Origin of the sequence: Nocardia sp. NPDC050175 (assembly GCF_044459885.1) — a bacterium.
In the GTDB taxonomy this organism is placed as follows: domain Bacteria; phylum Actinomycetota; class Actinomycetes; order Mycobacteriales; family Mycobacteriaceae; genus Nocardia.
The window spans coordinates 508651-531553 of sequence record NZ_JBITJI010000005.1; the positions used below are offsets into that span (position 1 = coordinate 508651).

The following is a 22903-nucleotide window of genomic DNA, read 5'->3' on the forward strand; positions in this document are numbered from 1 at the left end:
CTCAGGAGTGCGAAGGGGCGACGCCGCGCGGCCTTCGACTGGGAGGTTCGTTGCGCATGACAACCCCACCTCCTTCTCGTCGCTGCCGCAGACCTGACTCGCCTGCACCATCAGTGAAACGTTGATCGGATGCGAAAGCATCCTTGTGCAGGATACAGCCAAATGGTTGAAGTTCTCACCACGAACGAGCGCGATGGTCAGTCGACCAGCGTGGCTGTGACCGCGGTCTCCACGTCGCGCCAGGCGGGCACATGCTGCACCCAGTCGGGCACCGGGTCCGACTGCACGCCGAAAAGGTAGAGGTGCGGCACCAGGTCACGCAGCGCGTGGTGCACGTCGATCCGGTCGTCGATCATGTGCGTGATGCCGAGATCGGCGCAGTGGCCCGCCTTGTCCGCGCGCTTGCGGCAGAAGCGCAGGTTGTCGCGCGGGATCCCGGCGCGGTCGTAGAAGTCGTGATGGTCGAGCCATTGCCGGGTGCGTTGTTCGATCCGCTCCCCGCACTTGGAGATCACCCACACCCTGCCCTCGAACAGCTGGACCAGCCGGGGCAGGACGTCGAAAGCGTTGGGGCTGGCCGGAGTTCGCAGGGCCTCGTCGAGTCCGCCTGCGAGGAATACCGTGTCCGCGGCACCGGCCTGCAAGGCCGCCCCCTGGATGACCCGGCCGAAATCTACGCCGAGTCTTGGTTGTCTTTCTGTAGTCATTTCCGTCCCAGCATGACTCGGACAACTGGGTTGAGGCGAGCGAATTTCTGCCCGCACAGCGGTCAGACCGGCGGCATCGGGTCATATTGGATGAGGCGGCGCACCTCTTTGGCGCGCTCGGCGCTCGCCAGCCGTCGCACCAGGTGCAGTGCCATGTCGATGCCGGCGGAAATACCCGACGAGGTGATGATGTCGCCGTCGTCGACGTACCGATCCTCGGTGCGTACCTCGATGGTTGGATCCAATTCGGCGAGCCGATCGAGTGACTTCCAGTGCGTGGTGGCCGGTCGACCGGCCAGCAGCCCAGCCGACGCGAGCACCAGCGAACCGGTGCACACGCTGGTGATCAGCGGCGTCGTTGCGCGTTGCGCCCTGGTCCAGGTCAGCATCGCCTCGTCGTCGATCATCGGCCGGGTGCCCATGCCGCCGGGGAAGATCAGCACGTCCCGGCGCGGCGCGGTGTCGAACGAGTACTCCGCCTCGATCGTCATCCCCTTCGCGCACTTGATCGGTCCGCCGTCCATCGAGAACGTGAAGGCCGTGTAGCCGTCGTCGGGGTAGAACTGGGTCCAGAAGGCGAGCACCTCCCAGGGACCGACCGCGTCGAGCTCTTCGACTCCGGGGAACAGCAGCAGGCCGATGGTGCGCGTCATAGCTCTCCTCATGCCGGAAGCACTCGCTGGATCTCCTATCGACCGTAGCGGTCGATGGCGGACGACACCGTGTCCCGAACTGTCAGCCAATCATTTGCCAAGAAACTCACAACGGGCTAGTGGCTTTCTCGTACCTCAAGTTTGGTTCCCACCCGACGGGCGGACCGACCATCACGGCATTCCGGTAAAAAGCCGCTGGCATCACGCGTTATGGTCCAGCGAATCACGGACCGCAACCCTCTTCCATGGCCCATAACGTTATCTTCGAACAGGTGACGTGGCTATTAGCTGCAAGTTAGCCTGTGGCATGACCAAAATACTGGCATTCACCTCACCGGCAAAAGGACACCTGTATCCGGTCGCGCCGGTCCTGGCGGAGCTGGTATCGCGGGGCCACGACGTGACCGTGCTGACGCTGCCCGGCAGCGAGGAGGCCTTGGAACCGTTCGGCATCACGGTGCGCGACCTGCCGCCGGCGCTGGCGCGCGACACCCTCGACGACTGGGCGACCACCTCGCGGATCGCGACGCTGCGCGCGGCGTTGCGCGCCCTCATCGGCCGCATCCCGGACGAGATCCAGGCCTTGCGCAGCGCGATCATCGCCGAACGACCGGACGCGCTTCTGATCGACGTCACCGCGCCCGGCGCGCACATCCTCGCCGAGGCCAGCGGGCTGCCGTGGGCGTCGTGGGCACCGGCGCTGCTGCCGATCCCCTCGCGCGACGCGCCGCCCTTCGGCCCCGGACTGCGGCCGCGCACCGGCCTGCTCGGCCGGGCCCGCGACAACAGCCTGGCCTGGTTCCTCAATCGCCGATGGAACGAGGTGCTGCCGCAGCTCAATCACATGCGTCAGTACTACGGGCTGGATCAGTTGGACAACACCGTCGACTACCTGCGGCAGCCACCCCTCATGCTCAACTTCACCGCGCCGCCGTTCGACGACGCGCGCGGCGACTGGCCGCTGACAGTGCACCAGATCGGGCCCGGCCTGTGGGCACCGGACGTCGAACCGCCCGCCTGGCTGGACGAGATCGATCGGCCGCTGGCGCTGGTGACCTGTTCGACCGAGTTCCAGGACGACGGCAAACTCGCGCAGGCCGCGATGGACGCGCTGGCCGACAGCGGGCTGTACACGGTCGTCACCTCCGGCGCCATCGACCCTGAAACGTTCACCGTCCCGCCGAACGCGCGGGTCGAGCAGTTCGTGCCGCACCACCTGCTACTCGACCGGGCCGCCGTCGTCGTCTCGCACGGCGGCACGGGGATCACCCAAAAGGCCTTGGCCGCAGGCGTTCCGGTGTGCGTGGTGCCGTTCGGCCGTGGCCAGTCCGAGGTGGCACGGCGGGTGGTCACCAACGAGGCGGGCAGCTGGGTGTCCGCGAAGCGGCTCACCGTAGCCACCCTGCGCGCCGGTATCGACAAGGCGATGGCCTGCCGGACAGGCGCGGCCAGCGTGGCCGCCGGGTTCGCGGCGGCCGGTGGCACGCTGCGCGGCGCCGAACTGCTGGAACGACATTTCGCCGGGCACCCGATCGGACACGCGGCCAAGACCGGTGCCACGCCGATCCACAGTTCCCATCCCTACCCGACCAATGAGGTTGCGCCGGAAATCACTCAGGGCGAGCCGGACCCGATTGTCCTCCCGCCCAACGACTCCCCGCCCACCGAAGACCGCTACTGGACCACCTGGCAGCGCCGCGATCGCTGACCAGACAGTCGGCGGCTGCGTGAAAAGCATGTGCGCCGTGTGGGTTTGGCGCGGTACGGTCCGGCCATGGACGACCACTTCGGCGAGCGGGTAGCGGCCAAATACGACGAGTCGTACGCGGAATTGTTCGAGCCGGATGTCGTCGGACCGATGGTCGACCTGCTCGTGCGGCTCGCGGACGGCGGCCGGGCCTTGGAACTCGGCATCGGCACGGGGCGTATCGCCTTACCGCTGGCGCGCCGCGACGTCCCGGTGCACGGCATCGAACTGTCGCCCGCGATGGTCACCCGGCTGCGCGCCAAACCCGACAGCGCCGCGATCGGCGTGACGATCGGCGACTTCGCGACAACTCGGGTGGACGGCCAGTTTTCCGTCGCCTACCTGGTCTTCAACACCATCATGAACCTGACCACACAAGCCGAGCAGGTCGCGTGTTTCGCCAACGTCGCCGCCCATCTCGAACCAGGCGGCTGCTTCGTCATCGAGGTCGGCGTCCCCGACCTGCGCAGCCTGCCGCCCGGTCAGACCATGGTCCCGTTCCACGACAGCCCGACCAGCTGGGCCTTCGACCGCTATGACGTCGCCACCCAGCAGATGAGCTCGAACTACCTCGAAATAGCCGACGGCCGAGGCGAATACCGATCGATCCCGTTCCGCTACGTGTGGCCCGCCGAGCTCGATCTGATGGCCCAGCTCGCCGGGCTGCGACTGCGCGAGCGCTGGGGTGGCTGGCTGCGCGAACCCATCACCAACGAGAGCCGCAAACACGTGTCGATCTGGGAAAAGCCCATCGGCTGACAGGGTTAGACGCATCCGGCGTCGAAGGGTTGTTCGCGCGACCGTGCCACGGGAGAGTTGGCCGGTTGGAGCGAAACAGCCAGGAGGGCGCTATGGCTACTGCCGACCAGCCACGTTCGGGATCGCAGGCCGTCGAGCGGGCGGTGCATCTGCTGAATTGCTTCGAGGGTGACGATCCGGAGCTGTCGATCAGCGAGTTGGCGCATCTGGCGGGGGTGCCGGTGAGTACGGCGCATCGGCTCGCGCAGGCGTTGGTGCGCGGGCGGCTGCTGGAGCAGGATCCGGTCACCGACCGGTATCGGGTCGGGCAGGGGCTGGCGACGCTGGCTCGGCCCGCGCTGACCAGGCTCGGGATCGACTCGGCCGCACCACATATGTATGCCCTCGCGGCGGGGATCCGGATCACGACGAGTTTGAGCGTCGCCGATGCGCGGGACGCGGTGACGGTGCTGCAGGCGCGGCCGCCGGTGCGGTTCTGCACCCATCAGCTGCCGCGTTTGCGGCAACCGCTGGGTTCGAGCGCGTCGGGGCGGGCGCTGCTCGCCCATCTGCCCGCCGCCGCCTATCTCGCCACCGAGTTGGATCTGGTGCGGCGCAAGGGTTTCGCGGTCGAGGAGTTCGAGGGTGCGGACGATCCGATCCGGTCCGTCGCGGTGCCCGTGTTCGGCGCGGACAAGCAGGTGTGGGGTGCGTTGAGCGTGCAGGCGCGTTCGGCGCGGCTGAACGATGAACTGGTGCGCGAGATCCTGCCCGCGATGCGTCAGATCGCCGTCCGGATCGGCGGGGTCGTGCAGAACAGCTCCGCCCAGGGGATATACACGCCGTAATTAAACTCACCGCGGTTTTCACAATGTGGAATGGCCGTTGTCTGGCGCAGCGCAGGGCAACACCATAGAAGGCCATGGGGCACCTAATCCGGCGCCCGCCACAGTTCACGGAAGTCTCGAAGAGTTGACACCTACCGCGCTGATCCGCCGCCGCGCGATCGACCTGATGCGGGTGCCGCACGGGATCTGTCGCCGCTGACGCCAGTTTCCCGGCGTCCGCATTCCATTGTCGCTTCTCTTCTGTTGTCGCCGTGCCCTTTTCCCATTCGCACGCGCATTTATTCGAAGGACTTCCAGCATGCCCTCCTCCGCTCCCCCACGCCGCGCGGTCCGCGCGTTCGCCGTGGCCCTCGCCCTGCTCACCGGCGTTTCCGTACTCGCAGGCTGCGGCAAGTCCGAGCCGGGCAGCACCGCCGACGGCAAGACCGTGCTCCGTTATCAGGGTGCCACCGGTCAGGTCTCCGCCTACGAATTGGCCGAGGATCTCGGCTATTTCAGCAAAATCGCGCTGCGCTGGGAGGGCGACACCACCAGCGGCCCGGCCAATATTCAGGCGGCGGCGACGAATCAGGTGGAATTCGGTAGCGCGTTCAATGGCGCGGTGGTGAAACTGATCGCGGGCGGCGCGAAGGTGACCGCGGTGCTCAGTTCCTATGGTTCGGACGATGATTCGTTCACCGGCTACTTCGTCCGTGACGATTCCGGCATCAATTCCGCGCGCGACCTCATCGGCAAGAAGGTCGGCGTGAACACCCTCGGCGCGCACCACGAGTTCATCACCCGGGAATGGCTGCACCAGCAGGGCCTGTCCGACAAGGAGATCAAGCAGGTGGAACTGACGGTGGTGCCGCCGGCGAACACCGAGGATGCGCTGCGCAAGAACCAGATCGAGGTGGGCACGCTGGGCAGCATCTTCCGCGAAACCGCGGTCGAGCGCGGCGGTATCCACCCGCTGTTCACCGACAAGGGGCTGTTCGGCACCTTCGACTACGGCACGTACGTCTTCCGCAACGACTTCATCGCCAAGAACCCGGAGGCGGTCAAGGATTTCGTGCAGGGCACCGCCCGCGCGACCCGCTGGCTGCAGGTCACGCCCCGTGACCAGGTGCTCGCGCGGTTCACCTCGATCATCGAAAAGCGCGCGCGCAACGAGAACACCGGGCTGATCAAGTACTGGAAGAGCTCCGGGATTCCGGTGCCCGGCGCCGTGATCGCCGAGAAGGAACTGCAGATCTGGATCGACTGGCTGGTGCGCAACGGCGAGCTGAAGGACGGCCAGCTGAAGGCAACGGATCTGTTCACCAACAAGGACAACCCGTACGCCAACGGCACCTTCACCCCGCAGAGCGGCCCGACCGGCGAGGCGGTGGCGTCGAAATGACCGCGAAACTGTCGCTGACCGGGGTGCACAAGCAGTTCGCCATCCGCGGCTCGAACGAGAAATTCACTGCCATCGAAGACATTTCGCTGGAGCTGCGCGAGGGCGAGTTCCTCGTGCTGGTCGGTCCGAGCGGATCCGGGAAGTCGACCCTGCTCGATCTGCTCGGCGGGCTGAGCAAGCCGACCTCGGGCGAGATCCTGCTGGATGGCAAGCCGATCACCGGGCCGGGACTGGATCGCGGCGTCGTGTTCCAGCAGTACGCGCTGCTGCCGTGGCGCACGGCGCGCAGCAATATCGAATTCGGCCTGGAGGCCAAGGGATTACGCCGCAGGGCCCGGCGCGAGATCGCCGAGCACTACCTGGAGTTGGTGGGGCTGACCGGGTTCGGTGATCGCTACCCGCACGAGCTGTCCGGCGGCATGAAGCAGCGGGTCGCCATCGCGCGCAGCCTGGCCTTCGATCCGGAGGTGTTGCTGATGGACGAGCCGTTCGCCGCGCTCGACGCGCAGACCCGGGAGTCGTTGCAGGACGAGCTGTTACGTATTTGGCGGGCCACCGGCAAGACCGTGCTTTTCATCACGCACGGCATCGATGAGGCGGTGTACCTCGGCCAGCGGGTTGCGGTGCTGACCTCGCGGCCCGGTCGAATCAAGGCGGTCGTCGAGGTGGCGATCGACCGGGAGGCGGGCGGCGATATCCGCTCGTCCGAGCGGTTCCGGGACTACCGCCACGAGATCTGGACGCTGCTGCAGAGCGAGGTGCAGCGGGCGGCGTCGCTGGAGCGAGAGTCGCTGTCGGACAAAACAACCCAGGCCGAAGCGAATATCGAGAGGCTGACCCATGTCTAGTGCAGTGGACTTCACCGAGCGTTCGATCGTGGTGAGCGTCGCCCCACCTGATCGCCCCGCCACGGATCGGTCGTTCGACGCCGGAGCACGCGCGGTCCGGCTGGTCGGTCGTTTCGCCTGGCGGGTGTTCAAGCCGACCATCGTGATCGCGCTGTTCCTGCTGCTGTGGCAGGTCGCGCCCGCGCTCGGACTGGTGGACGAGGTGTTCCTGCCGCCGTTCTCGGTGGTCGCGCAGGCCTTCGTCGACCTGGTCGTGAGCGGTGAGCTGTGGACGCACATCTCGGCCAGCCTGAGTCGCTCGCTGGCCGGTTACGCGATCGCGCTGACCGTGGCCATCCCGCTCGGCGTGTCGATCGCCTGGTACAAGCCGGTGGCGGACTTCCTCAACCCGATCCTGGAGCTGTTCCGCAACACCGCGGCGCTGGCCCTGCTGCCGGTGTTCATCCTGATCCTGGGCATCGGCGAGACCTCGAAGATCGCCCTGGTGGTGTACGCGAGCGCCTTCCCGATCCTGCTGAACACGATCAGCGGTGTCCGTACCGTCGAGCCGCTGCTGATCAAATCCGCTGTGTCGCTCGGTCTCTCGCCGATTCGGTTGTTCCAGAAGGTGATCCTGCCCGCCGCGCTGCCATCCATCTTCACCGGCCTGCGGATGGCGGCGGCCAGTTCGATCCTGGTGCTGCTGGCCGCCGAAATGTTCGGCGCCAGAGCGGGACTCGGCTATCTCATCACCGCCGCACAGCAGAACTTCCAGATCCCGAACATGTACGCGGGGATCATCGCCATCTCACTGCTCGGGCTGGCCTTCAACGGCCTGCTGGTCGCCCTCGAACGCCGATTCTCGCGCTGGCGCACCGAACCGAACGCCTGACCATCCGCTCCGCAACGCAAGGAAGAACCATGTCTGGTAAACAGTTCCACCTCAATGCCTTCCTGATGGGCGTCGGTCATCACGAGGCCGCGTGGCGGCATCCGCGCACCGAGGCGCACCGGGTGCTCGATGTCCGGCACTTCCAGGAGTTGGGTCAGATCGCCGAACGCGGCAAGCTGGATTCGGTGTTCTTCGCCGACGGGCTCGCGGTCGGTCCGCGGATCAAGCGCAACACCCTCGCGGTCTTCGAACCGATCACGCTGCTGGCCGCGATCGCCGCCGCCACCACGCATGTCGGGCTGATCGCGACCGCGTCGACGACTTACCACGAGCCGTTCAACCTGGCCCGCAAGTTCGCCTCGCTCGACCACATCAGCGGTGGTCGAGCCGGGTGGAACATCGTCACGTCCGCGGGCGAGGACGAGGCGTTCAACTTCGGCTACGACGGCGTGCCCGAGCATGCGCGACGTTATGAGCGAGCGCAGGAGTTCGTCGAGGTGGTCAACCAGCTGTGGGACAGCTGGGAGGCCGAGGCGATCCTGCTCGACGCGGAGTCCGGCATCTTCGCCGACCCGGACAAGGTGCACACCATCGACTACGACGGGCCGCGCTTCCGGGTGCGTGGACCGTTGAACTCGCCGCGCACCCCACAGGGCCGGCCGCTGCTGGTGCAGGCCGGATCATCGGAGAGCGGAAAGGAATTCGCCGCCAGGCACGCCGAGGCCGTGTTCACCGCGCAGCGGACCTTGGCGGAGGGGCAGGCGTTCTATCAGGATCTGAAGTCACGGATGGCGAAGTACGGCCGCTCGGCTGACGAGCTCAAGGTGCTGCCTGGCCTGGTGCCGTTCATCGCCGACACCACCGAGGAGGCGCAGGCGCTCGAGCAGGAGTTCACCGATCTGATCTCGCCGGACTACGCGCTGCGCCAGCTGTCCACCATGCTCGGTGTCGATCTCACCGAGCACGCGCTCGACGCGCCACTGCCGCCGCTGCCGACCGAGAACGAGATCGAAACGCACAAGAGCAGATTCACGTTGGTCAAGGAGCTGGCGGCGAACGAGAACCTGACCGTGCGGCAGTTGATCGGCAAGCTCGGCGGTGGGCGTGGGCACCGGACGTTCGCGGGCACGCCGACCCAGATCGCCGACGAGTTGCAGAGCTGGTTCGACAACGGGGCCGCCGACGGGTTCAACATCATGCCGCCGTATCTGCCCGGCGGGCTGGAGGACTTCGTCGACCAGGTGGTGCCGATTCTGCAGGAGCGCGGGCTGTTCCGCACCGACTACCAGGCGGACACGCTGCGTGGGCATTACGGGCTCGGGCCGGTGGAAAGCAGGCACACGCAAGAACGGACCGAGGCGAGCGCATGACCGTCGACGTCCTCGTACTCGGCGGCGGCCCGGCCGGTACCTGGGCGGCGCTGAAGGCCGCGGCCACCGGCGGCTCGGTTGTCTTGGCCGACAAGGGTTTCTGCGGTTCCAGCGGTGCGACGGCCGCTGCGGGAACCGGGATCTGGTACGTCCAGCCCGAGCCGGAATTGCGCGAGAAGGCGATGGCGAGTCGCGAGGCGCTCGGCGGGTATCTCGCCGATCGCGGGTGGATGGCCCGGGTGCTGGACGAGACCTATGCCAGGGTCAATGAACTCGCCGAGGTCGGTCGCTATCCGTTTCCGACCGATCGCGAGGGGCGACCGTTGCGGACCGGCGTGCAAGGGCCGGAATACATGCGGCGCCAACGGCTCCGGGTGCAACGCGCCGGAGTGCCCATCCTCGACCATGCTCCGGCGATCGAATTGCTCACCGCCGCAGACGGTTCGGTGGGAGGAGCACGCCTGCAACGGTTGGCTACCGGTGAACTCGTCGATATCACCGCGCGGGCAGTCGTGCTCGCCACCGGTGGTTGCGCGTTCCTGTCGAAGACGCTGGGCTGCAACGTCAACACCGGCGACGGTGCCCTGATGGCGGTCGAGGCGGGTGCCGAGCTCTCCGGCATGGAGTTCTCCAATGCCTACGCCATCGCGCCGGAGTTCACCTCGGTGACCAAGACGGCCTACTACTCGTTCGCGACCTTCTACCTGGGCAATGGTGAACCGCTGGCGGGTGCGTCCGGCAAGAGCCGCTCGCCCATCGCGCGGGCACTGCTGGACGGGCCGGTGTACTGCACGCTGGATCGGGCGGACGCGGCGCAGCGGCGGGCGATGCGGCTCGGGCAGCCGAACTTCTTCCTCACCTTCGACCGGCTGGGGATCGATCCGTTCACCGATCGGTTCCCGATCACGCTGCTGCTCGAAGGGACCGTGCGTGGCACGGGCGGGGTTCGCGTGGCGGGCGAGGATTGTTCGACCAGCGTGCCGGGACTGTATGTCGCTGGCGATGTCGCGACCCGGGAACTGATCTGCGGCGGTTTCACCGGCGGCGGCAGTCACAATGCCGCGTGGGCGATGTCGTCGGGCAGTTGGGCGGGCGCGGGAGCAGCGGAATACGCACGGCAGCAGGGTGATTCGGTCGATGATCGGCAACGGTTCGGTACGGGCGGGGCGGGTGTGCGGCCCACCGGGCGGCCGGACACCGAGTTGCGGCCCGTCGACATCGTCGCGGTGGTGCAGCGGGAAGTGCTGCCGTACGACAAGAACTACCTCCGGCACGGCGATCGGCTGCGGCCCGCGTTGGCGACGTTGCACGAGATGTGGCAGCAGGCTCGGGCGAGTTTGACCTTCGCGGAACAGGATCCGTCCAAGGTGCGCTCGGCGGCGGCGATGCTCGCGCACGCGCGGTGGATGTACACGGCGGCGCTCGCCCGCACCGAGTCGCGCGGCATGGCGCGGCGTCAGGAGTTTCCCGACCTCGATCCGGCCCAGCATCACCGGCTGATCACCGGCGGGCTCGACGAGCTGTGGACCGCACCGGAACCGACGTTCCTGGCTCAGTCACAGCTGGTGTCGGCATGATCGAACTGGTCTCGGTCGACCGATGCATCGAATGCGACAAGTGCATCGAGGTCTGCCCCACCCACGTCTTCGATCGTGGCGCGGACGGAATCCCGCTGCTCGCACGGCAATCCGACTGCCAGACGTGCTTCATGTGCGAGGCATACTGCCCGGCCGACGCGCTGTTCGTCGCCGCGCGCACGGAACCGCTTGCGCCGGACGATGTTCAGCGCGATGAGGCATATCTGATCGAACACGGCCTGTTGGGCAGCTACCGCAAGGCGCTCGGCTGGGGCGGTGGCCCGCTGGGCGCGCGCTACGCGATCGGACCCGAATTGCCATGACGCCGTTGACGAAACGCCGCGAGATCGACTTCATGCGGATGTGCCGCAGCGCCTGTCGTCCCGGCGATCGAACCCGCCTCCCCCACCACACCTTTCCCTAGCGAGGTTCCCATGACCACGGTGCACGAACCGATCGCCACCACCGACACCCTGCGGATCACCCCGGTCGCCGGGTACATCGGCGCAGATATCGCCGGTGTCGATCTGCGCGAGACACTCACCGACCAGCAGGTCGAGCAGATCACCGCCGCGCTGCACAAGCACAAGGTGCTGTTCTTCCGCGACCAGCACATCGGGCACGCCGAGCAGATCGCCTTCTCCCGGCGGTTCGGCGCGGTCACCCCGTCGCATCCCTACGACACCGACGCGCCGACCGAGTTCCCGGAGATCCTCGCCGTGGACAGCCGGTTGTACGAAAAACGTTTCGGTGTAAAGAAATTCAGCTACACCAACTTCTGGCACACCGACGTCTCGCCGCTGATCAACCCGCCCGCCGCCTCGATCCTGCGGGCCGAGATCGCGCCCGCACAGGGCGGCGACACCGGCTGGACGAACCTGGTCGCCGCCTACGAGAACCTGCCGGAATCGCTGCAGCGTTTCGTCGAGGGGCTGCGCGCCGAGCATCGGTTCGGCGGGCGCAGGCCGGTCTGGCAGGAGGACAGCGACTACGCCAAGAAGGTGGCCGCCGCGCCGTTGGTCACCGAGCATCCGGTGGTCCGGGTGCATCCGGTGACCGGCGAGCGGGCACTGTTCGTCAACCCGGGCTTCACCACCCGCATCGTCGGATTGAGCCCCAATCAGAGCGACGCGCTGCTGAAGCTGCTGTTCGACGAGGTGTCCAACCCCGCCTACACCGTCCGGTTCCGCTGGGCGAAAGGCAGCATCGCGTTCTGGGACAACCGGGTGACGGCGCATCTCGCGCCGAGCGACCTCGATCATCTCGACGTCACCCGGGTGCTGTACCGGACGACGCTGGAGGGCGACATCCCGGTCGGCGTGGACGGTGCGCCGTCCACGTCCATCGCCGGGGCGCAGTTCACCGGCGCGTAGGAGTAGACAGGTAGGTGCCCGGCCGGGCTGCGCTCGGCCGGGCACTGCGCTGCCGCCAAGCCGCGATCGACCCATCACGGGATGATTGACTAGGTTTGGGGCAAACACACGAAGGAGAAATCTGTGCGCTTCGGCATCTTCATCCCGCAGGGCTGGCGGCTCGACCTGGTCGGCATCGACCCGGCGGACCAGTGGCGGGTGATGCGGGATCTCGCGCAACGCGCGGATGCCAGTGACACCTGGGAGTCCCTGTGGGTGTACGACCACTTCCACACCGTTCCGGTGCCGACCGAGGAGGCGACGCACGAGGCGTGGACCCTGATGTCGGCGTTCGCGGCGTCCACCTCGCGGATCCGGCTCGGGCAGATGTGCACCGCGATGAGCTACCGCAATCCGGCCTACCTGGCGAAGGTCGCGGCCACCGTCGACCTGATCTCGGGCGGCCGGGTCGAGATGGGCATCGGCGGCGGCTGGTACGAACACGAATGGCGCGCTTACGGTTACGGCTTCCCCGGCGCGGGCGAGCGGCTCGGCCGGTTGGACGAGGGCGTGCAGATCTTCAAGCAGGCGTGGACCACCGGTAAGGCCACCCTGGACGGCAAGCACTACCAGGTCGACGAGGCCATCGTGCGGCCACTTCCGTTGCAGGACGGCGGGATTCCGGTGTGGATCGCGGGCGGCGGCGAGAAGAAGACCCTGAAGATCGCGGCGAAGTACGCCCAGTACACCAACTTCAGCGGCGCGCCGGACGAGTTCGCGGCCAAGTCCGAGATCCTGCGCGCCCACTGCGCCGACGTCGGCACCGATTTCGACGCCATCGTCCGCTCCTCGAACTTCAACGCGGTGATCGCGTCCACCGAAGCCGAAGTCGAGGAACGACTTGCCGAGGTCCAGGCCAAACTGGCCTCGGCGATCGGCGACGACGAGGCAAAGACGTACGTGGACAACATGTACCGTCCCTCCTTCGCGGTCGGCACGCCGGAACAGGTCATCGAACGCCTCACCGCAATCCGCGACCTCGGCCTCGGCTACGCCATCTTCAACTTCCCCGAGGCCGCCTACGACACCTCCGGCATCGAACTCTTCGAGAAGGAAGTAGCTCCCGCCCTCGCCTGAGCGAAGAGGTTTTCATTCGCGGTGCCGCCGGGTCCGGCGGCACCGCGGCTCACGTACGACCCTCCTTGTTGAGGCCCGTCGCCCGCAAGTTTGATCTGCATAAATGACTCCGCCGGTCGTGCGAACAGCCGATACCGATGTGCTGGCGCCGGGCGTACCGTCACGTTGATGATGGCCGACTCGGTCGCATGGCCCGAAATCCGCTAACAGCTGCCGGTGTTCGTGATCTCCCGGTTTCGCGGCGTGCTCGGGACTATTCTCGGTCGGTCGATTGGCGGGAGGGCGCGGATGACTGTCGAACACGTTGGTCGGTTCGTTGGTGTCGGCATCGCTAATTACGCCGATCATGAACCGCTCGAGTACGCCGTGACCGAGGTGCGGGCGGTGGCATAGCCGGCGGCGGTCCCGCGTGTTCGCTCGATCGGTTACTCGAAGCGACCGTGGATTTCATATTCCACTGTCAGACTTGGCGCATGTACGACTACGACGTGCTGGTTCTCGGGTCGGGGCCCGGCGGCCAGAAGGCGGCGATCGCCACCGCGAAGCTCGGGAAACGGGCGGCCGTGGTGGAGCGGCGGGACATGGTCGGTGGGGTGTGTATCAATACCGGCACCATTCCGTCCAAGACGTTGCGCGAGGCGGTGCTGTACCTGACGGGGCTGAGTCAGCGCGAGATGTATGGGCAGAGTTATCGGGTCAAGGACGACATCACCGTCGCCGATCTGCTCTCGCGGGCGCAGCATGTGATCGGCCGTGAGGTCGATGTGGTCCGTAATCAGTTGTCCCGCAACCGAGTTGCCCTGTTGCCCGGGCTCGGCGCCTTCGTGGACGAACACACCGTCGAGGTGATCGACGGCACCGGTCAGGAAGCGAAGGTGACCGCGGCGAACATCGTGATCGCCACCGGCACTCAGCCCGCCCGGCCGGACACGGTGGACTTCGACGGCAAGACCGTGATCGACTCCGACGGCATTCTGGAGTTGGAGCGGGTGCCGCAGTCGATGATCGTGGTCGGCGCGGGGGTGATCGGCATCGAGTACGCGTCGATGTTCGCGGCGCTCGGGTGCAAGGTGACCGTGGTGGAATCGCGGGAGCGGATGCTGGACTTCTGCGATATCGAGGTGGTCGAGGCACTCAAGTATCACCTGCGCGATCTCGCGGTGACCTTCCGCTTCCAGGAGACGGTTACCGCGGTCGAGCGGCATCCGCGCGGGGCCATCGCGATCATGGCGAGCGGCAAGAAGATTCCGGCCGAGGTGGTCATGTATTCGGCGGGCAGGCAGGGCATGACGGCGAGCCTGCGGCTGGAGAAGGCCGGGCTGAGCGCGGACAAGCGTGGCCGGATCGAGGTGGACGAGTTCTTCCGGACCGAGGTGCCGCACATCTACGCGGTCGGCGACGTGATCGGGTTCCCCGCGCTGGCCGCGACCTCGATGGAGCAGGGGCGGCTGGCCGCGCACCACGCGTGCGGCGAACCGGTGCAGGCACTGTCGTCGTTGCAGCCGATCGGCATCTACACGATTCCGGAGATCAGCTTCATCGGTAAGACCGAGGACGAGCTCACCGCGGCGCGAATTCCGTTCGAGGTCGGCGTTTCCCGGTATCGCGAGCTGGCCAGGGGCCAGATCATCGGCGACTCCTACGGCGTGCTCAAGCTTTTGGTCTCATGCGAGAACCGGTCGCTGCTCGGTGTACACGTATTCGGCACCGGCGCAACCGAACTGGTGCACATCGGCCAGGCGGTGATGGGTTGCGGCGGCACGGTGGACTATCTGGTGGACGCGGTGTTCAACTACCCGACGCTGGCCGAGTCCTACAAGGTCGCCGCCCTGGACGCGATGAACAAGATCCGGCAGATCGAGCGAATGGACTGACCGGGTGGCACGCTCCGCGGGCATCTCCGGCCGCATACTCACGGCGCTCGTCGCCCTCGCTGTGGCACTCGCCGGCGCCTTCGTTTTCGCCCCGCGCCTGCTCGCGGCGGGCGGGTCGAGCGGCGGGTTCGCCGATGAGGGTGAGCTCCGCGACGCGCTGCGCGTGGCGTTCGTCGAGTACTGGGGTGCCGGTGATCGGGATTTCCCGCCGAGCTTGGCGCGGGTAGTGGACTACTGGTTTCGCTATCACGTGGCCAAGGCCGTGACCGCGGCGGCCTTACTGATCGTGCTCGTTGCGCTCGGCGTTCTGCTCTGGCAGGCCTTCCTGCGCGCCGATGGAGTACGGGTGAGCAAGCGGGTCGCTCTCGCATCGGGCTGCGGTCTTGCCACGATACTGGCGCTGTGCTCAATGGTGTTGGTAATGGCCAATATTCAAGGTGCGGCAGCGCCGTTCGCCTCGCTGCTACCGATGCTGACGGCCAGCACCGCGGACGGAGCGCTCGCCCCGGCGCTCGAACAAATCCGGCAGCAACTGGCCGACTCCAGGAATGCGGGCGGCCGAACCTCGCCCGCCCTCGAAGTGATGATCAGCGACTTTTCTCGATATCACCTGGCAATGGCGGTGCTCGCTGCGGTCGTCGCGCTCATCTTTGTCGGCATGAGCGTGATGTTCTGGAGAAGGTTCGCCAGAACGGGGTCGACCGACCGGCGGACGAGGCGCGTATCGGCGGCATCGGGCGTTCTCGCCACGGCGACGTCGGTGGCGGTTCTCCTTGTCGCGGTGGCGAACACGGGCACCGCGGCGGACCCCGGCCCGGCGCTCGCCGCCTTTTTCGACGGAGGCTGGTGAGGCCCGCGCCACCGAACTGGTGCGCGTCGGCCAACTGCGGAACCTCAGGACACGGGGTACTCGGGCGGGTCCGGGAGGTGTAGCGATGCGAGTTCGGCGGGGTCGGACACGATCGCGATGGCAGTGATTCGATTGTCGGTGACGGTGAACGAGATGACGGAGAGCAGGGAACCGTCTGTTCGCCAGGAGACGTATCCGGGCAGGCCGTTGACGAGCACCGCCCGCTGCTGTGCGACCGCGCCCGCGAACAGTTGCGCGCCGGCCGCGACCTCGGTGGCACCCAGGGTGACGATCACCCCGCCCGGCGTGGCGACCGTCAGTCGCACCTCCGGGTCGAGCACCCGCAGTAGCGCCGCGAAATCGCCGCCGAACGCCGCCGCGCGGAAGGCTTCGACCACCGCGCGCTGCTCGCGTCCGGCGGCGGTCGGCGGTGCGGTCGACCGCACCTTCCTGCGGGCGCGGCTGGCGATCATCTTGGTGGCGTCGGCGGACTTGCCGAGGATCTGGCCGATCTCGTGGAACGGCACCGCGAACATGTCGTGCAGGACGAAGGCCAGCCGCTCGCTTGGACTCAGCGAGTCGAGCACGACGAGGAGCGCGAGGCCGACCGAGTCGGCGAGCGCGACGTGCTCGGCCGGCTCGGGCGCGTCATCGGCCGTCACCACGAGCTCCGGCAACCTGTCGCCGTAGGACGCCTCGGGATGAGTATGCCGAGACCGCAACACATCCAGGCTGATCCGGCCGACCACTGTAGTCAGCCAACCCGCCAGATTATCGATCGCCGCCGCGTCCTGCCGCGCGAGCCGCAGCCACGCTTCCTGCACCACATCCTCGGCGTCGGCATGCGAGCCGAGCACGCGATAAGCGACCGCGCGCAGCCGATCGCGCTGAGCCTCGAACGCCGTGGCCACCAGATCCGGACGGTCAGCCATCGGTACGGCGCTGTTGACGGAGCGCGATCCGGTTACCGTCCGGATCCAGCGCGTCGATGCGGACGCCGAACGGATAGTCCTGTGGCTCGGGCTGCGTGAAGGTCACGCCGCGCTGCCGGAGCACCTCGAAATCCCTCCTCAGGTCATCGAATTCGAGGACGACCGGCCCGGGAACCTCATCCGCGGCCGCGGCAACCGGCTGCCGCGCAGACGCCGCATGCGACCACAGAATGATCCCGACCGGACTACCGGGAACACCGACGGTGAGGAACCGCCCACCAGGCCCCTGGGCGTCGATCCGCTTCTCCATCCCGAGCGCTTCCGTATAGAACGTCAGCGCCCGGTCTTGATCGGTCACATAGATCGTCGTGTACATGATGTTCGTCAGCACCGTTGTTCTCCACTCCCATTGTCGCTCAGACGACCCCGGACATATTCGGTCGTCGGCTATATGACGGGTGCCGACGGGAGAAGGTAACCGACGGACAACACTTCCAGCACGACGTCCGGAACTCGGTGTGTGCGCGCACTGGGCTGGTGACGTCCGAAATCGGCTGCCCATCTTCGGGATTGGTCGAATGTACGACGGTCTCGGGTCGGATGCACAGTCGCTGACCGCTTACCGAACGGTCACAGTGGCATGGATCACTAGTTCAACGAGATGACCGATCCAAGCTGGACGCGGGTCCGAATAGATGGTCGTACCGAACGACCGTAAGGGACCACTGCCATGGAGGAGGATCGTGTACCGATCGTGCGCGTACCGTGCCGGTCACGGCATCCTCTCCGCCGAGGAGGCCAATTGTGAACCACCGCACCATCACTCGTCGGACAGGCCTACTTGTCGCGACAACCCTGATCGCCGCGTTGTCCTGTACCGCGATCGATACGGCCTGTGCCGCTCCGTCATCGGCCGCTGAAAGCCCCTGTGCCGCGGAGACCTTGGCGATGATGGATGCCGAGGACGCTGTCTCCGACTACAACATCGACACCGTCCCCGAAGTCCAGCAAGCGCAGAAAGCTGTCGACGACGCCTGGAAGAAGATCGATCGGTACGAAGGCCTCAACAGCAGGTCCGACTCGCCGTTCGAGCCCCTGTCCGAGGCCGAAAAGAAGGAGCTGGACGAGCTGCACAAGAGCCCATCGCAGCTTTACGGTAACTCCTTAGACGCCTCGAATAACCTGGAGAGCTCCAGGAACGGCGCCAGGCATCAGCTCGCGCAGCGCCAACAGGCCCGAGCAAAAGCTCGTCAAGACCTCAAGACCTCAAGACCTCAAGGCCTGCCTCCGCGCCTGATCCCCGGTGTGGAACGACGCCGCGCACGTTGTGGTCCGGCGCGCACGAAATTGCTGGCAATTACGTGCGCGGCAGGACAATTCGTGCGCGGCGTCGGTCGGCCCTAGGTGGCGACTACAGCATGCAGGAGACGCAGCCCTCGACTTCGGTTCCTTCCAGCGCCATTTGGCGCAGGCGGATGTAGTAGAGGGTTTTGATGCCCTTGCGCCAGGCGTAGATCTGGGCGCGGTTGAGGTCGCGGGTGGAGGCGGTGTCCTTGAAGAACAGCGTCAGCGACAGGCCCTGATCTACGTGCTGGGTGGCGGCCGCGTAGGTGTCGATGATCTTTTCGTAGCCGATTTCGTAGGCGTCGTCGTAGTACTCGAGGTTGTCGTTGTCGAGGTAGGGGGCCGGGTAGTAGACGCGGCCGATCTTGCCTTCCTTGCGGATCTCGATCTTCGACGCCACCGGGTGGATGGAGCTGGTGGAGTGGTTGATGTAGGAGATCGAGCCGGTCGGCGGGACGGCCTGCAGGTTCTGGTTGTAGATGCCGTGCTCCATGACCGAGGCCTTGAGCTCACGCCAGTCGTCCTGCGTCGGGATCCGCACCTCGGCGTCGGCGAAAAGCTGAGCAACCCGTTCGGTTTTCGGCTCCCACACCTGCTCGGTGTACTTGTCGAAGTACTCACCGCTGGCGTACTTGGACTCGGGGAAGCCACCGAAGTAGCTGCCGCGCTCCTTCGCGATCAGGTTCGATGCCCGAATCGCGTGGTAGACCACGGTGTAGAAGTAGATGTTGGTGAAGTCGATGCCCTCTTCGGACCCGTAATGCACCCGCTCGCGGGCCAGGTACCCGTGCAGGTTCATCTGGCCGAGGCCGATCGCGTGCGACTCGTTGTTGCCCTGCTCGATCGACGGCACCGAGTAGATGTGCGTCTGATCGGACACCGCGGTGAGCGCCCGGATGGACGTCTCGATGGTCTGCGCGAAGTCGGGTGAGTCCATCGCCTTGGCGATGTTGAGCGACCCGAGGTTGCAGGAGATGTCCTTGCCGACCTTGGCGTAGGACAGGTCGTCGTTGAAGATCGACGGCGTCGAGACCTGCAGGATCTCCGAGCACAGGTTCGAGTGGGTGATCTTGCCCGCGATCGGGTTGGCCCGGTTCACCGTGTCCTCGAACATGATGTACGGGTAACCGGATTCGAACTGCAGCTCGGCGATGGTCTGGAAGAACTCGCGCGCCTTGATCTTCGACTTGCGGATCCGCTTGTCGTCGACCATCTCGTAGTACTTCTCGGTGACGTCGATGTCGGCGAACGGCTTGCCGTAGATGCGTTCCACGTCGTACGGCGAGAACAGGTACATGTCCTCGTTCTTCTTCGCCAGCTCGAAGGTGATGTCGGGGATCACCACGCCGAGCGAGAGGGTCTTGATGCGGATCTTCTCGTCCGCGTTCTCCCGCTTGGTGTCCAGGAACCGGTAGATGTCCGGGTGGTGCGCGTGCAGATACACCGCGCCCGCGCCCTGACGCGCGCCGAGCTGGTTGGCGTAGGAGAACGAGTCCTCCAGCAGCTTCATGATCGGGATGACGCCCGAGCTCTGGTTCTCGATCTGCTTGATCGGCGCGCCGTGCTCGCGAATGTTGCTGAGCAGCAGCGCGACCCCGCCGCCACGCTTGGACAGCTGCAGCGCGGAGTTGATGGAGCGCCCGATGGACTCCATGTTGTCCTCGATGCGCAGCAGGAAGCAGGACACCGGCTCGCCGCGCTGCTTCTTGCCCGAGTTGAGGAAGGTCGGGGTGGCCGGCTGGAAGCGGCCGTCGATGATCTCGTCGACCAGCTTGCCCGCGAGCACCTCGTCACCGGCGGCGAGGGTGAGCGCGACCATGCAGACCCGGTCCTCGAACCGCTCCAGGTAGCGCTTGCCGTCGAAGGTCTTCAGCGTGTACGAGGTGTAGTACTTGAACGCGCCGAGGAAGGTGGGGAACCGGAACTTCTTGGCGTAGGCCTGCTGGAACAGCTGCTTGATGAACCCGCGGCTGTACTGCTCGAGTACCTCCGGCTCGTAGTACTTCTCGTCGACCAGGTAGTCCAGCTTCTCGTCCAGGTTGTGGAAGAAGACGGTGTTCTGGTTGACGTGCTGCAGGAAGTACTGGTGCGCGGCCTCGCGGTCCTTGTCGAACTGGATCTCGCCGTTCGGGCCGTACAGGTTCAGCATCGCGTTGAGGGCGTGGTAGTCCATGACCTCGCCGGCCTCCGCACCGCGGCCCGATGACTGCTCTAAGCGAGCCGTTTTTCCGGCCGGTGCTGTCGTTGTTGTTGCCAAAACAATCCCAATCCCTCTCGGACGCGCTCGACGTCCTCAGCGGTTCCCATGAGTTCGAAGCGATACAGGTACGGCACCCCGCATTTACGCGAGATCACGTCTCCCGCATAGCAGTAGGTATCGCCGAAGTTCGTGTTTCCCGCCGCGACCACCCCGCGCAGCAGCGCGCGGTTGTGCGGATCGTTGAGGAACTTGGCGACTTGCCGCGGCACGAAATCCTTGTCGGATCTGTTCCCACCCAGGACGTGCCGACCGCCCCCGTAGGTGGGGACGATCAGCACGAAGGGTTCGTCGACGCGCAGCGAATCGGCGGTGTGCAGTGGAATGCGAGTTGCCGGGAGACCCAGCTTCTCGACGAAACGGTGCGTGTTCTCCGAGGCGCTGGAGAAGTAGACGAGCGCGGCCTGATCGGACACGGTCACCCTCTCCTCCCGGAGGAACGAAAGTGGAAGCGGTCAGGCCGCCACGGTGGCGAGCGACTTGATGCGATCGGGACGGAAGCCGGACCAGTGGTCCTCACCGGCCACCACGACCGGAGCCTGCAGGTAGCCGAGCGCCATGACGTAGTCACGTGCCTCGTCGTTCTCGGAGATGTCGATCACCTCGTAGTCCACCCCGGCCTTGTCGAGGGCCTTGTAGGTGGCATTGCACTGGACGCAAGCGGGCTTGGTGTACACGGTGACGGTCATTGGATTCCCTCTTCTCCTTGTGCCTGATCCACAGCCTGTGATCCGTATGCAGTGCACGATCGGCCTTGCTGCGCAAACTCCTGGATCTGGCTGTAAATCCCCTGCTCAACCCCTTCGGGCTGATGCTCGCAGAGCGGGGTGTCATGCCGTCTTCCAGTACCGAAGACACTACACCTAGTGGCCGACAGATTCATCCAACACGACATGTTGCGAGTCACATTGATGAAATTCGAAGGCGGTAAGTACCTGGACGCTCGATTCGCAACCCGACACGACCGTGGCGCAGATCACAATTTCGTACCGTAGCTGATTTCCAGCAAACCCTCGGATCAGACAAAGAGGGCCACCTCCGCCGCGCGGAGATGACCCTCGAGAAGACCGGACGCGAAGCTTACACGGCGGCGAATTCGCCCAGAGTGGCCTGCACCAGTTCGTGCACGGTGGCGGCCAGCTTGGTGAGCGCCTCGGCATCCTCGCGCGGATGCGTCGCGCCGAACCGCTCACCGATCGTGGCGAAGTGCAGATGCGCGGACTCCACGACGCTGGCACCCGCCACGCCGAGCGACTTGACCGTGTCGCCATGCGCCCACTGCGCGGCGTTCGGGCTGATCGACGCGCTGACCACGGCGGTCGGCTTGGCCTTGATGGCACCGGCGCCGTACGGACGGGAGGCCCAGTCGATGGCGTTCTTCAACACGCCGGGCAGCGTGCCGTTGTATTCGGGGGTCACCACGAGCAGGCCGTCGGCGGCGGCGACCGCGTCGCGCAGCGCCTGCGCGGCGGCGGGTACGGCACCCTCGACATCGAGGTCTTCGTTGTAGAAGGGAATGTCGGCGAGGCCTTCATAGATGGTGATCTCGACGCCCGCGGGGGCCGTCTGTGCTGCGGTCTCGGCAAGCTGCCGGTTGATGGACGCGGCGCGGAGGCTGCCGACGAGAGCGAGGATGCGGGTCTGGCCCATGACAACTCCTGGTGTACTGAGTATGTGGTGTCCGAACTTTCACTGATGACTAACCGGACCGTGGTCCGATTACTTCCCGCGGAGATTGCGTGGCTGCTGTGAGCTACCCCACATCGGATCTCCCCATGCCCGGGGCACGTCCGCTGCTCGGGATCGGCGCGCCGCCACCCGGCGCGGCCGGACCGACCGAACGCGCCGACGCGGCACGCAACCGGCAGCTGCTGCTGGACGCCGCGCAACAGCTGGTGCGCGAGCAGGGCGTCGACGGCCTCACCATGGACGCGCTGGCCAAGCGGGCCGGGGTCGGCAAGGGCACCGTCTTCCGGCGGTTCGGCAGCCGGTCCGGGCTGCTGCTCGCGCTGCTCGATCATTCCGAGCGCAAGGCGCAGGAGGCGTTCATGTTCGGGCCGCCGCCGCTGGGACCCGGCGCGGCACCGGTGGAGCGGCTCGTCGCGTTCGGGCGCGCGCGGCTGCTCGATATCGATGTGGAAGGCGAGTTGTATCGCGCCGCGGAGGTGGGCGAGGCGCGCGATCGATACTCGGGTGCGCCCTACCTGTTGCTCAAGGCGCACGTGTCGATGCTGCTGCGCCAGGCCGGGGTGCCCGGCGAGATCCCGTTGGTCGCCGACAGCCTGCTCGGTGCGCTCAGCGCCGCGCTGATCATGCATCAGATGCGCGCGCAGGGATATACCCGCGATCAGATCGGCGACAACTGGGACGCCTTGGTTCGCCACGTTGTTTCGCGGTGAACAGTCAGTAAAGTGGGC

23 protein-coding genes are annotated in these 22903 nt (G+C 66.2%); 15 read left to right on the forward strand and 8 right to left on the reverse strand.

Translation table 11 applies throughout. The features are described 5' to 3' along the window. Positions 1-197: 197 nt before the first annotated feature. Both ACIBK2_RS20105 and ACIBK2_RS20110 read right to left on the reverse strand, forming a co-directional pair. Complete coding sequence (locus ACIBK2_RS20105) at positions 198-707, reverse strand: hypothetical protein (protein ID WP_396969024.1); 510 nt, start codon at positions 705-707, stop codon at positions 198-200. A gap of 62 nt (positions 708-769) precedes the next feature. Then, complete coding sequence (locus ACIBK2_RS20110) at positions 770-1360, reverse strand: DJ-1/PfpI family protein (RefSeq protein ID WP_396969025.1); 591 nt, start codon at positions 1358-1360, stop codon at positions 770-772. A 307-nt stretch (positions 1361-1667) separates the two neighbouring features. Between ACIBK2_RS20110 and ACIBK2_RS20115 the strand changes: the two genes are divergently transcribed. The 13 genes from ACIBK2_RS20115 to ACIBK2_RS20175 all read left to right on the forward strand — a co-directional run bounded on the left by ACIBK2_RS20115 (position 1668) and on the right by ACIBK2_RS20175 (position 15953). Next, the gene (locus ACIBK2_RS20115; RefSeq protein ID WP_396969026.1) at positions 1668-3068 is read left to right on the forward strand and encodes a glycosyltransferase; all 1401 of its coding nucleotides are present in this window, start codon (positions 1668-1670) and stop codon (positions 3066-3068) included. 66 nt (positions 3069-3134) lie between these two features. Then, on the forward strand, positions 3135-3866 hold the full coding sequence (locus tag ACIBK2_RS20120) for a class I SAM-dependent DNA methyltransferase (protein WP_396969027.1): 732 nt from the start codon (positions 3135-3137) through the stop codon (positions 3864-3866). Between the two features lie 92 nt (positions 3867-3958). After that, positions 3959-4693, forward strand: a complete 735-nt coding sequence (locus ACIBK2_RS20125) for an IclR family transcriptional regulator (protein WP_396969028.1) — start codon at positions 3959-3961, stop codon at positions 4691-4693. A gap of 298 nt (positions 4694-4991) precedes the next feature. Further along, positions 4992-6074 carry an ABC transporter substrate-binding protein gene (locus tag ACIBK2_RS20130; protein ID WP_396969029.1) on the forward strand — a complete coding sequence of 361 codons (1083 nt, stop codon included), beginning with the start codon at positions 4992-4994 and terminating at the stop codon, positions 6072-6074. Further along, positions 6071-6922 carry an ABC transporter ATP-binding protein gene (locus ACIBK2_RS20135; protein ID WP_396969030.1) on the forward strand — a complete coding sequence of 284 codons (852 nt, stop codon included), beginning with the start codon at positions 6071-6073 and terminating at the stop codon, positions 6920-6922. The genes ACIBK2_RS20130 and ACIBK2_RS20135 overlap by 4 nt, the downstream gene beginning before the upstream one ends. Continuing rightward, on the forward strand, positions 6915-7793 hold the full coding sequence (locus ACIBK2_RS20140; protein WP_396969031.1) for an ABC transporter permease: 879 nt from the start codon (positions 6915-6917) through the stop codon (positions 7791-7793). The genes ACIBK2_RS20135 and ACIBK2_RS20140 overlap by 8 nt, the downstream gene beginning before the upstream one ends. A gap of 29 nt (positions 7794-7822) precedes the next feature. Continuing rightward, complete coding sequence (locus ACIBK2_RS20145) at positions 7823-9163, forward strand: LLM class flavin-dependent oxidoreductase (RefSeq protein WP_396969032.1); 1341 nt, start codon at positions 7823-7825, stop codon at positions 9161-9163. After that, positions 9160-10740 (forward strand): FAD-dependent oxidoreductase, encoded by a 1581-nt coding sequence (locus tag ACIBK2_RS20150; protein WP_396969033.1) that lies wholly within the window; start codon positions 9160-9162, stop codon positions 10738-10740. The genes ACIBK2_RS20145 and ACIBK2_RS20150 overlap by 4 nt, the downstream gene beginning before the upstream one ends. Next, positions 10737-11063 carry a 4Fe-4S dicluster domain-containing protein gene (locus tag ACIBK2_RS20155; protein WP_396969034.1) on the forward strand — a complete coding sequence of 109 codons (327 nt, stop codon included), beginning with the start codon at positions 10737-10739 and terminating at the stop codon, positions 11061-11063. Before ACIBK2_RS20150 ends, ACIBK2_RS20155 begins: the two co-directional genes overlap by 4 nt. A 111-nt stretch (positions 11064-11174) precedes the next feature. Then, entirely contained in the window at positions 11175-12113 is a 939-nt protein-coding gene (locus ACIBK2_RS20160; protein WP_396969035.1) for a TauD/TfdA dioxygenase family protein, read from the forward strand. A 123-nt stretch (positions 12114-12236) separates the two neighbouring features. Next, the gene (locus ACIBK2_RS20165; RefSeq protein ID WP_396969036.1) at positions 12237-13229 is read left to right on the forward strand and encodes an LLM class F420-dependent oxidoreductase; all 993 of its coding nucleotides are present in this window, start codon (positions 12237-12239) and stop codon (positions 13227-13229) included. A gap of 473 nt (positions 13230-13702) precedes the next feature. Continuing rightward, complete coding sequence (gene sthA, locus ACIBK2_RS20170) at positions 13703-15103, forward strand: Si-specific NAD(P)(+) transhydrogenase (protein ID WP_396969037.1); 1401 nt, start codon at positions 13703-13705, stop codon at positions 15101-15103. Between the two features lie 4 nt (positions 15104-15107). Beyond that, positions 15108-15953 carry a hypothetical protein gene (locus ACIBK2_RS20175; RefSeq protein ID WP_396969038.1) on the forward strand — a complete coding sequence of 282 codons (846 nt, stop codon included), beginning with the start codon at positions 15108-15110 and terminating at the stop codon, positions 15951-15953. Positions 15954-15997: 44 nt separating this feature from the next. Here the strand turns inward: ACIBK2_RS20175 and ACIBK2_RS20180 are convergent, their stop codons facing one another. Together ACIBK2_RS20180 and ACIBK2_RS20185 are read right to left on the reverse strand one after the other, a co-directional pair. Further along, positions 15998-16885 (reverse strand): sigma-70 family RNA polymerase sigma factor, encoded by an 888-nt coding sequence (locus ACIBK2_RS20180; RefSeq protein ID WP_396969039.1) that lies wholly within the window; start codon positions 16883-16885, stop codon positions 15998-16000. Further along, positions 16878-17276 (reverse strand): VOC family protein, encoded by a 399-nt coding sequence (locus ACIBK2_RS20185; RefSeq protein ID WP_396969040.1) that lies wholly within the window; start codon positions 17274-17276, stop codon positions 16878-16880. Before ACIBK2_RS20185 ends, ACIBK2_RS20180 begins: the two co-directional genes overlap by 8 nt. A 413-nt stretch (positions 17277-17689) precedes the next feature. Between ACIBK2_RS20185 and ACIBK2_RS20190 the strand changes: the two genes are divergently transcribed. Further along, positions 17690-18289, forward strand: coding sequence for a hypothetical protein (locus ACIBK2_RS20190; protein ID WP_396969041.1), 600 nt, complete (start codon positions 17690-17692; stop codon positions 18287-18289). Between the two features lie 7 nt (positions 18290-18296). On the opposite strand, the gene nrdE is transcribed toward ACIBK2_RS20190, so the two are convergent. From nrdE to ACIBK2_RS20210, 4 genes are all read right to left on the reverse strand, one after another. Next, positions 18297-20402 (reverse strand): class 1b ribonucleoside-diphosphate reductase subunit alpha, encoded by a 2106-nt coding sequence (gene nrdE / locus ACIBK2_RS20195; RefSeq protein ID WP_379288037.1) that lies wholly within the window; start codon positions 20400-20402, stop codon positions 18297-18299. A gap of 38 nt (positions 20403-20440) precedes the next feature. Continuing rightward, positions 20441-20908 carry a class Ib ribonucleoside-diphosphate reductase assembly flavoprotein NrdI gene (gene nrdI / locus ACIBK2_RS20200; RefSeq protein WP_379322183.1) on the reverse strand — a complete coding sequence of 156 codons (468 nt, stop codon included), beginning with the start codon at positions 20906-20908 and terminating at the stop codon, positions 20441-20443. A 33-nt stretch (positions 20909-20941) separates the two neighbouring features. Continuing rightward, positions 20942-21175 carry a redoxin NrdH gene (locus ACIBK2_RS20205; RefSeq protein ID WP_069163300.1) on the reverse strand — a complete coding sequence of 78 codons (234 nt, stop codon included), beginning with the start codon at positions 21173-21175 and terminating at the stop codon, positions 20942-20944. Between the two features lie 391 nt (positions 21176-21566). Further along, entirely contained in the window at positions 21567-22136 is a 570-nt protein-coding gene (locus ACIBK2_RS20210) for an NAD(P)H-dependent oxidoreductase (protein ID WP_396969042.1), read from the reverse strand. Positions 22137-22261: 125 nt separating this feature from the next. Here ACIBK2_RS20210 and ACIBK2_RS20215 point away from each other — a divergent pair, with 125 nt between their 5' ends. Further along, entirely contained in the window at positions 22262-22885 is a 624-nt protein-coding gene (locus tag ACIBK2_RS20215; protein ID WP_396969043.1) for a TetR/AcrR family transcriptional regulator, read from the forward strand. Positions 22886-22903 lie beyond the last annotated feature (18 nt).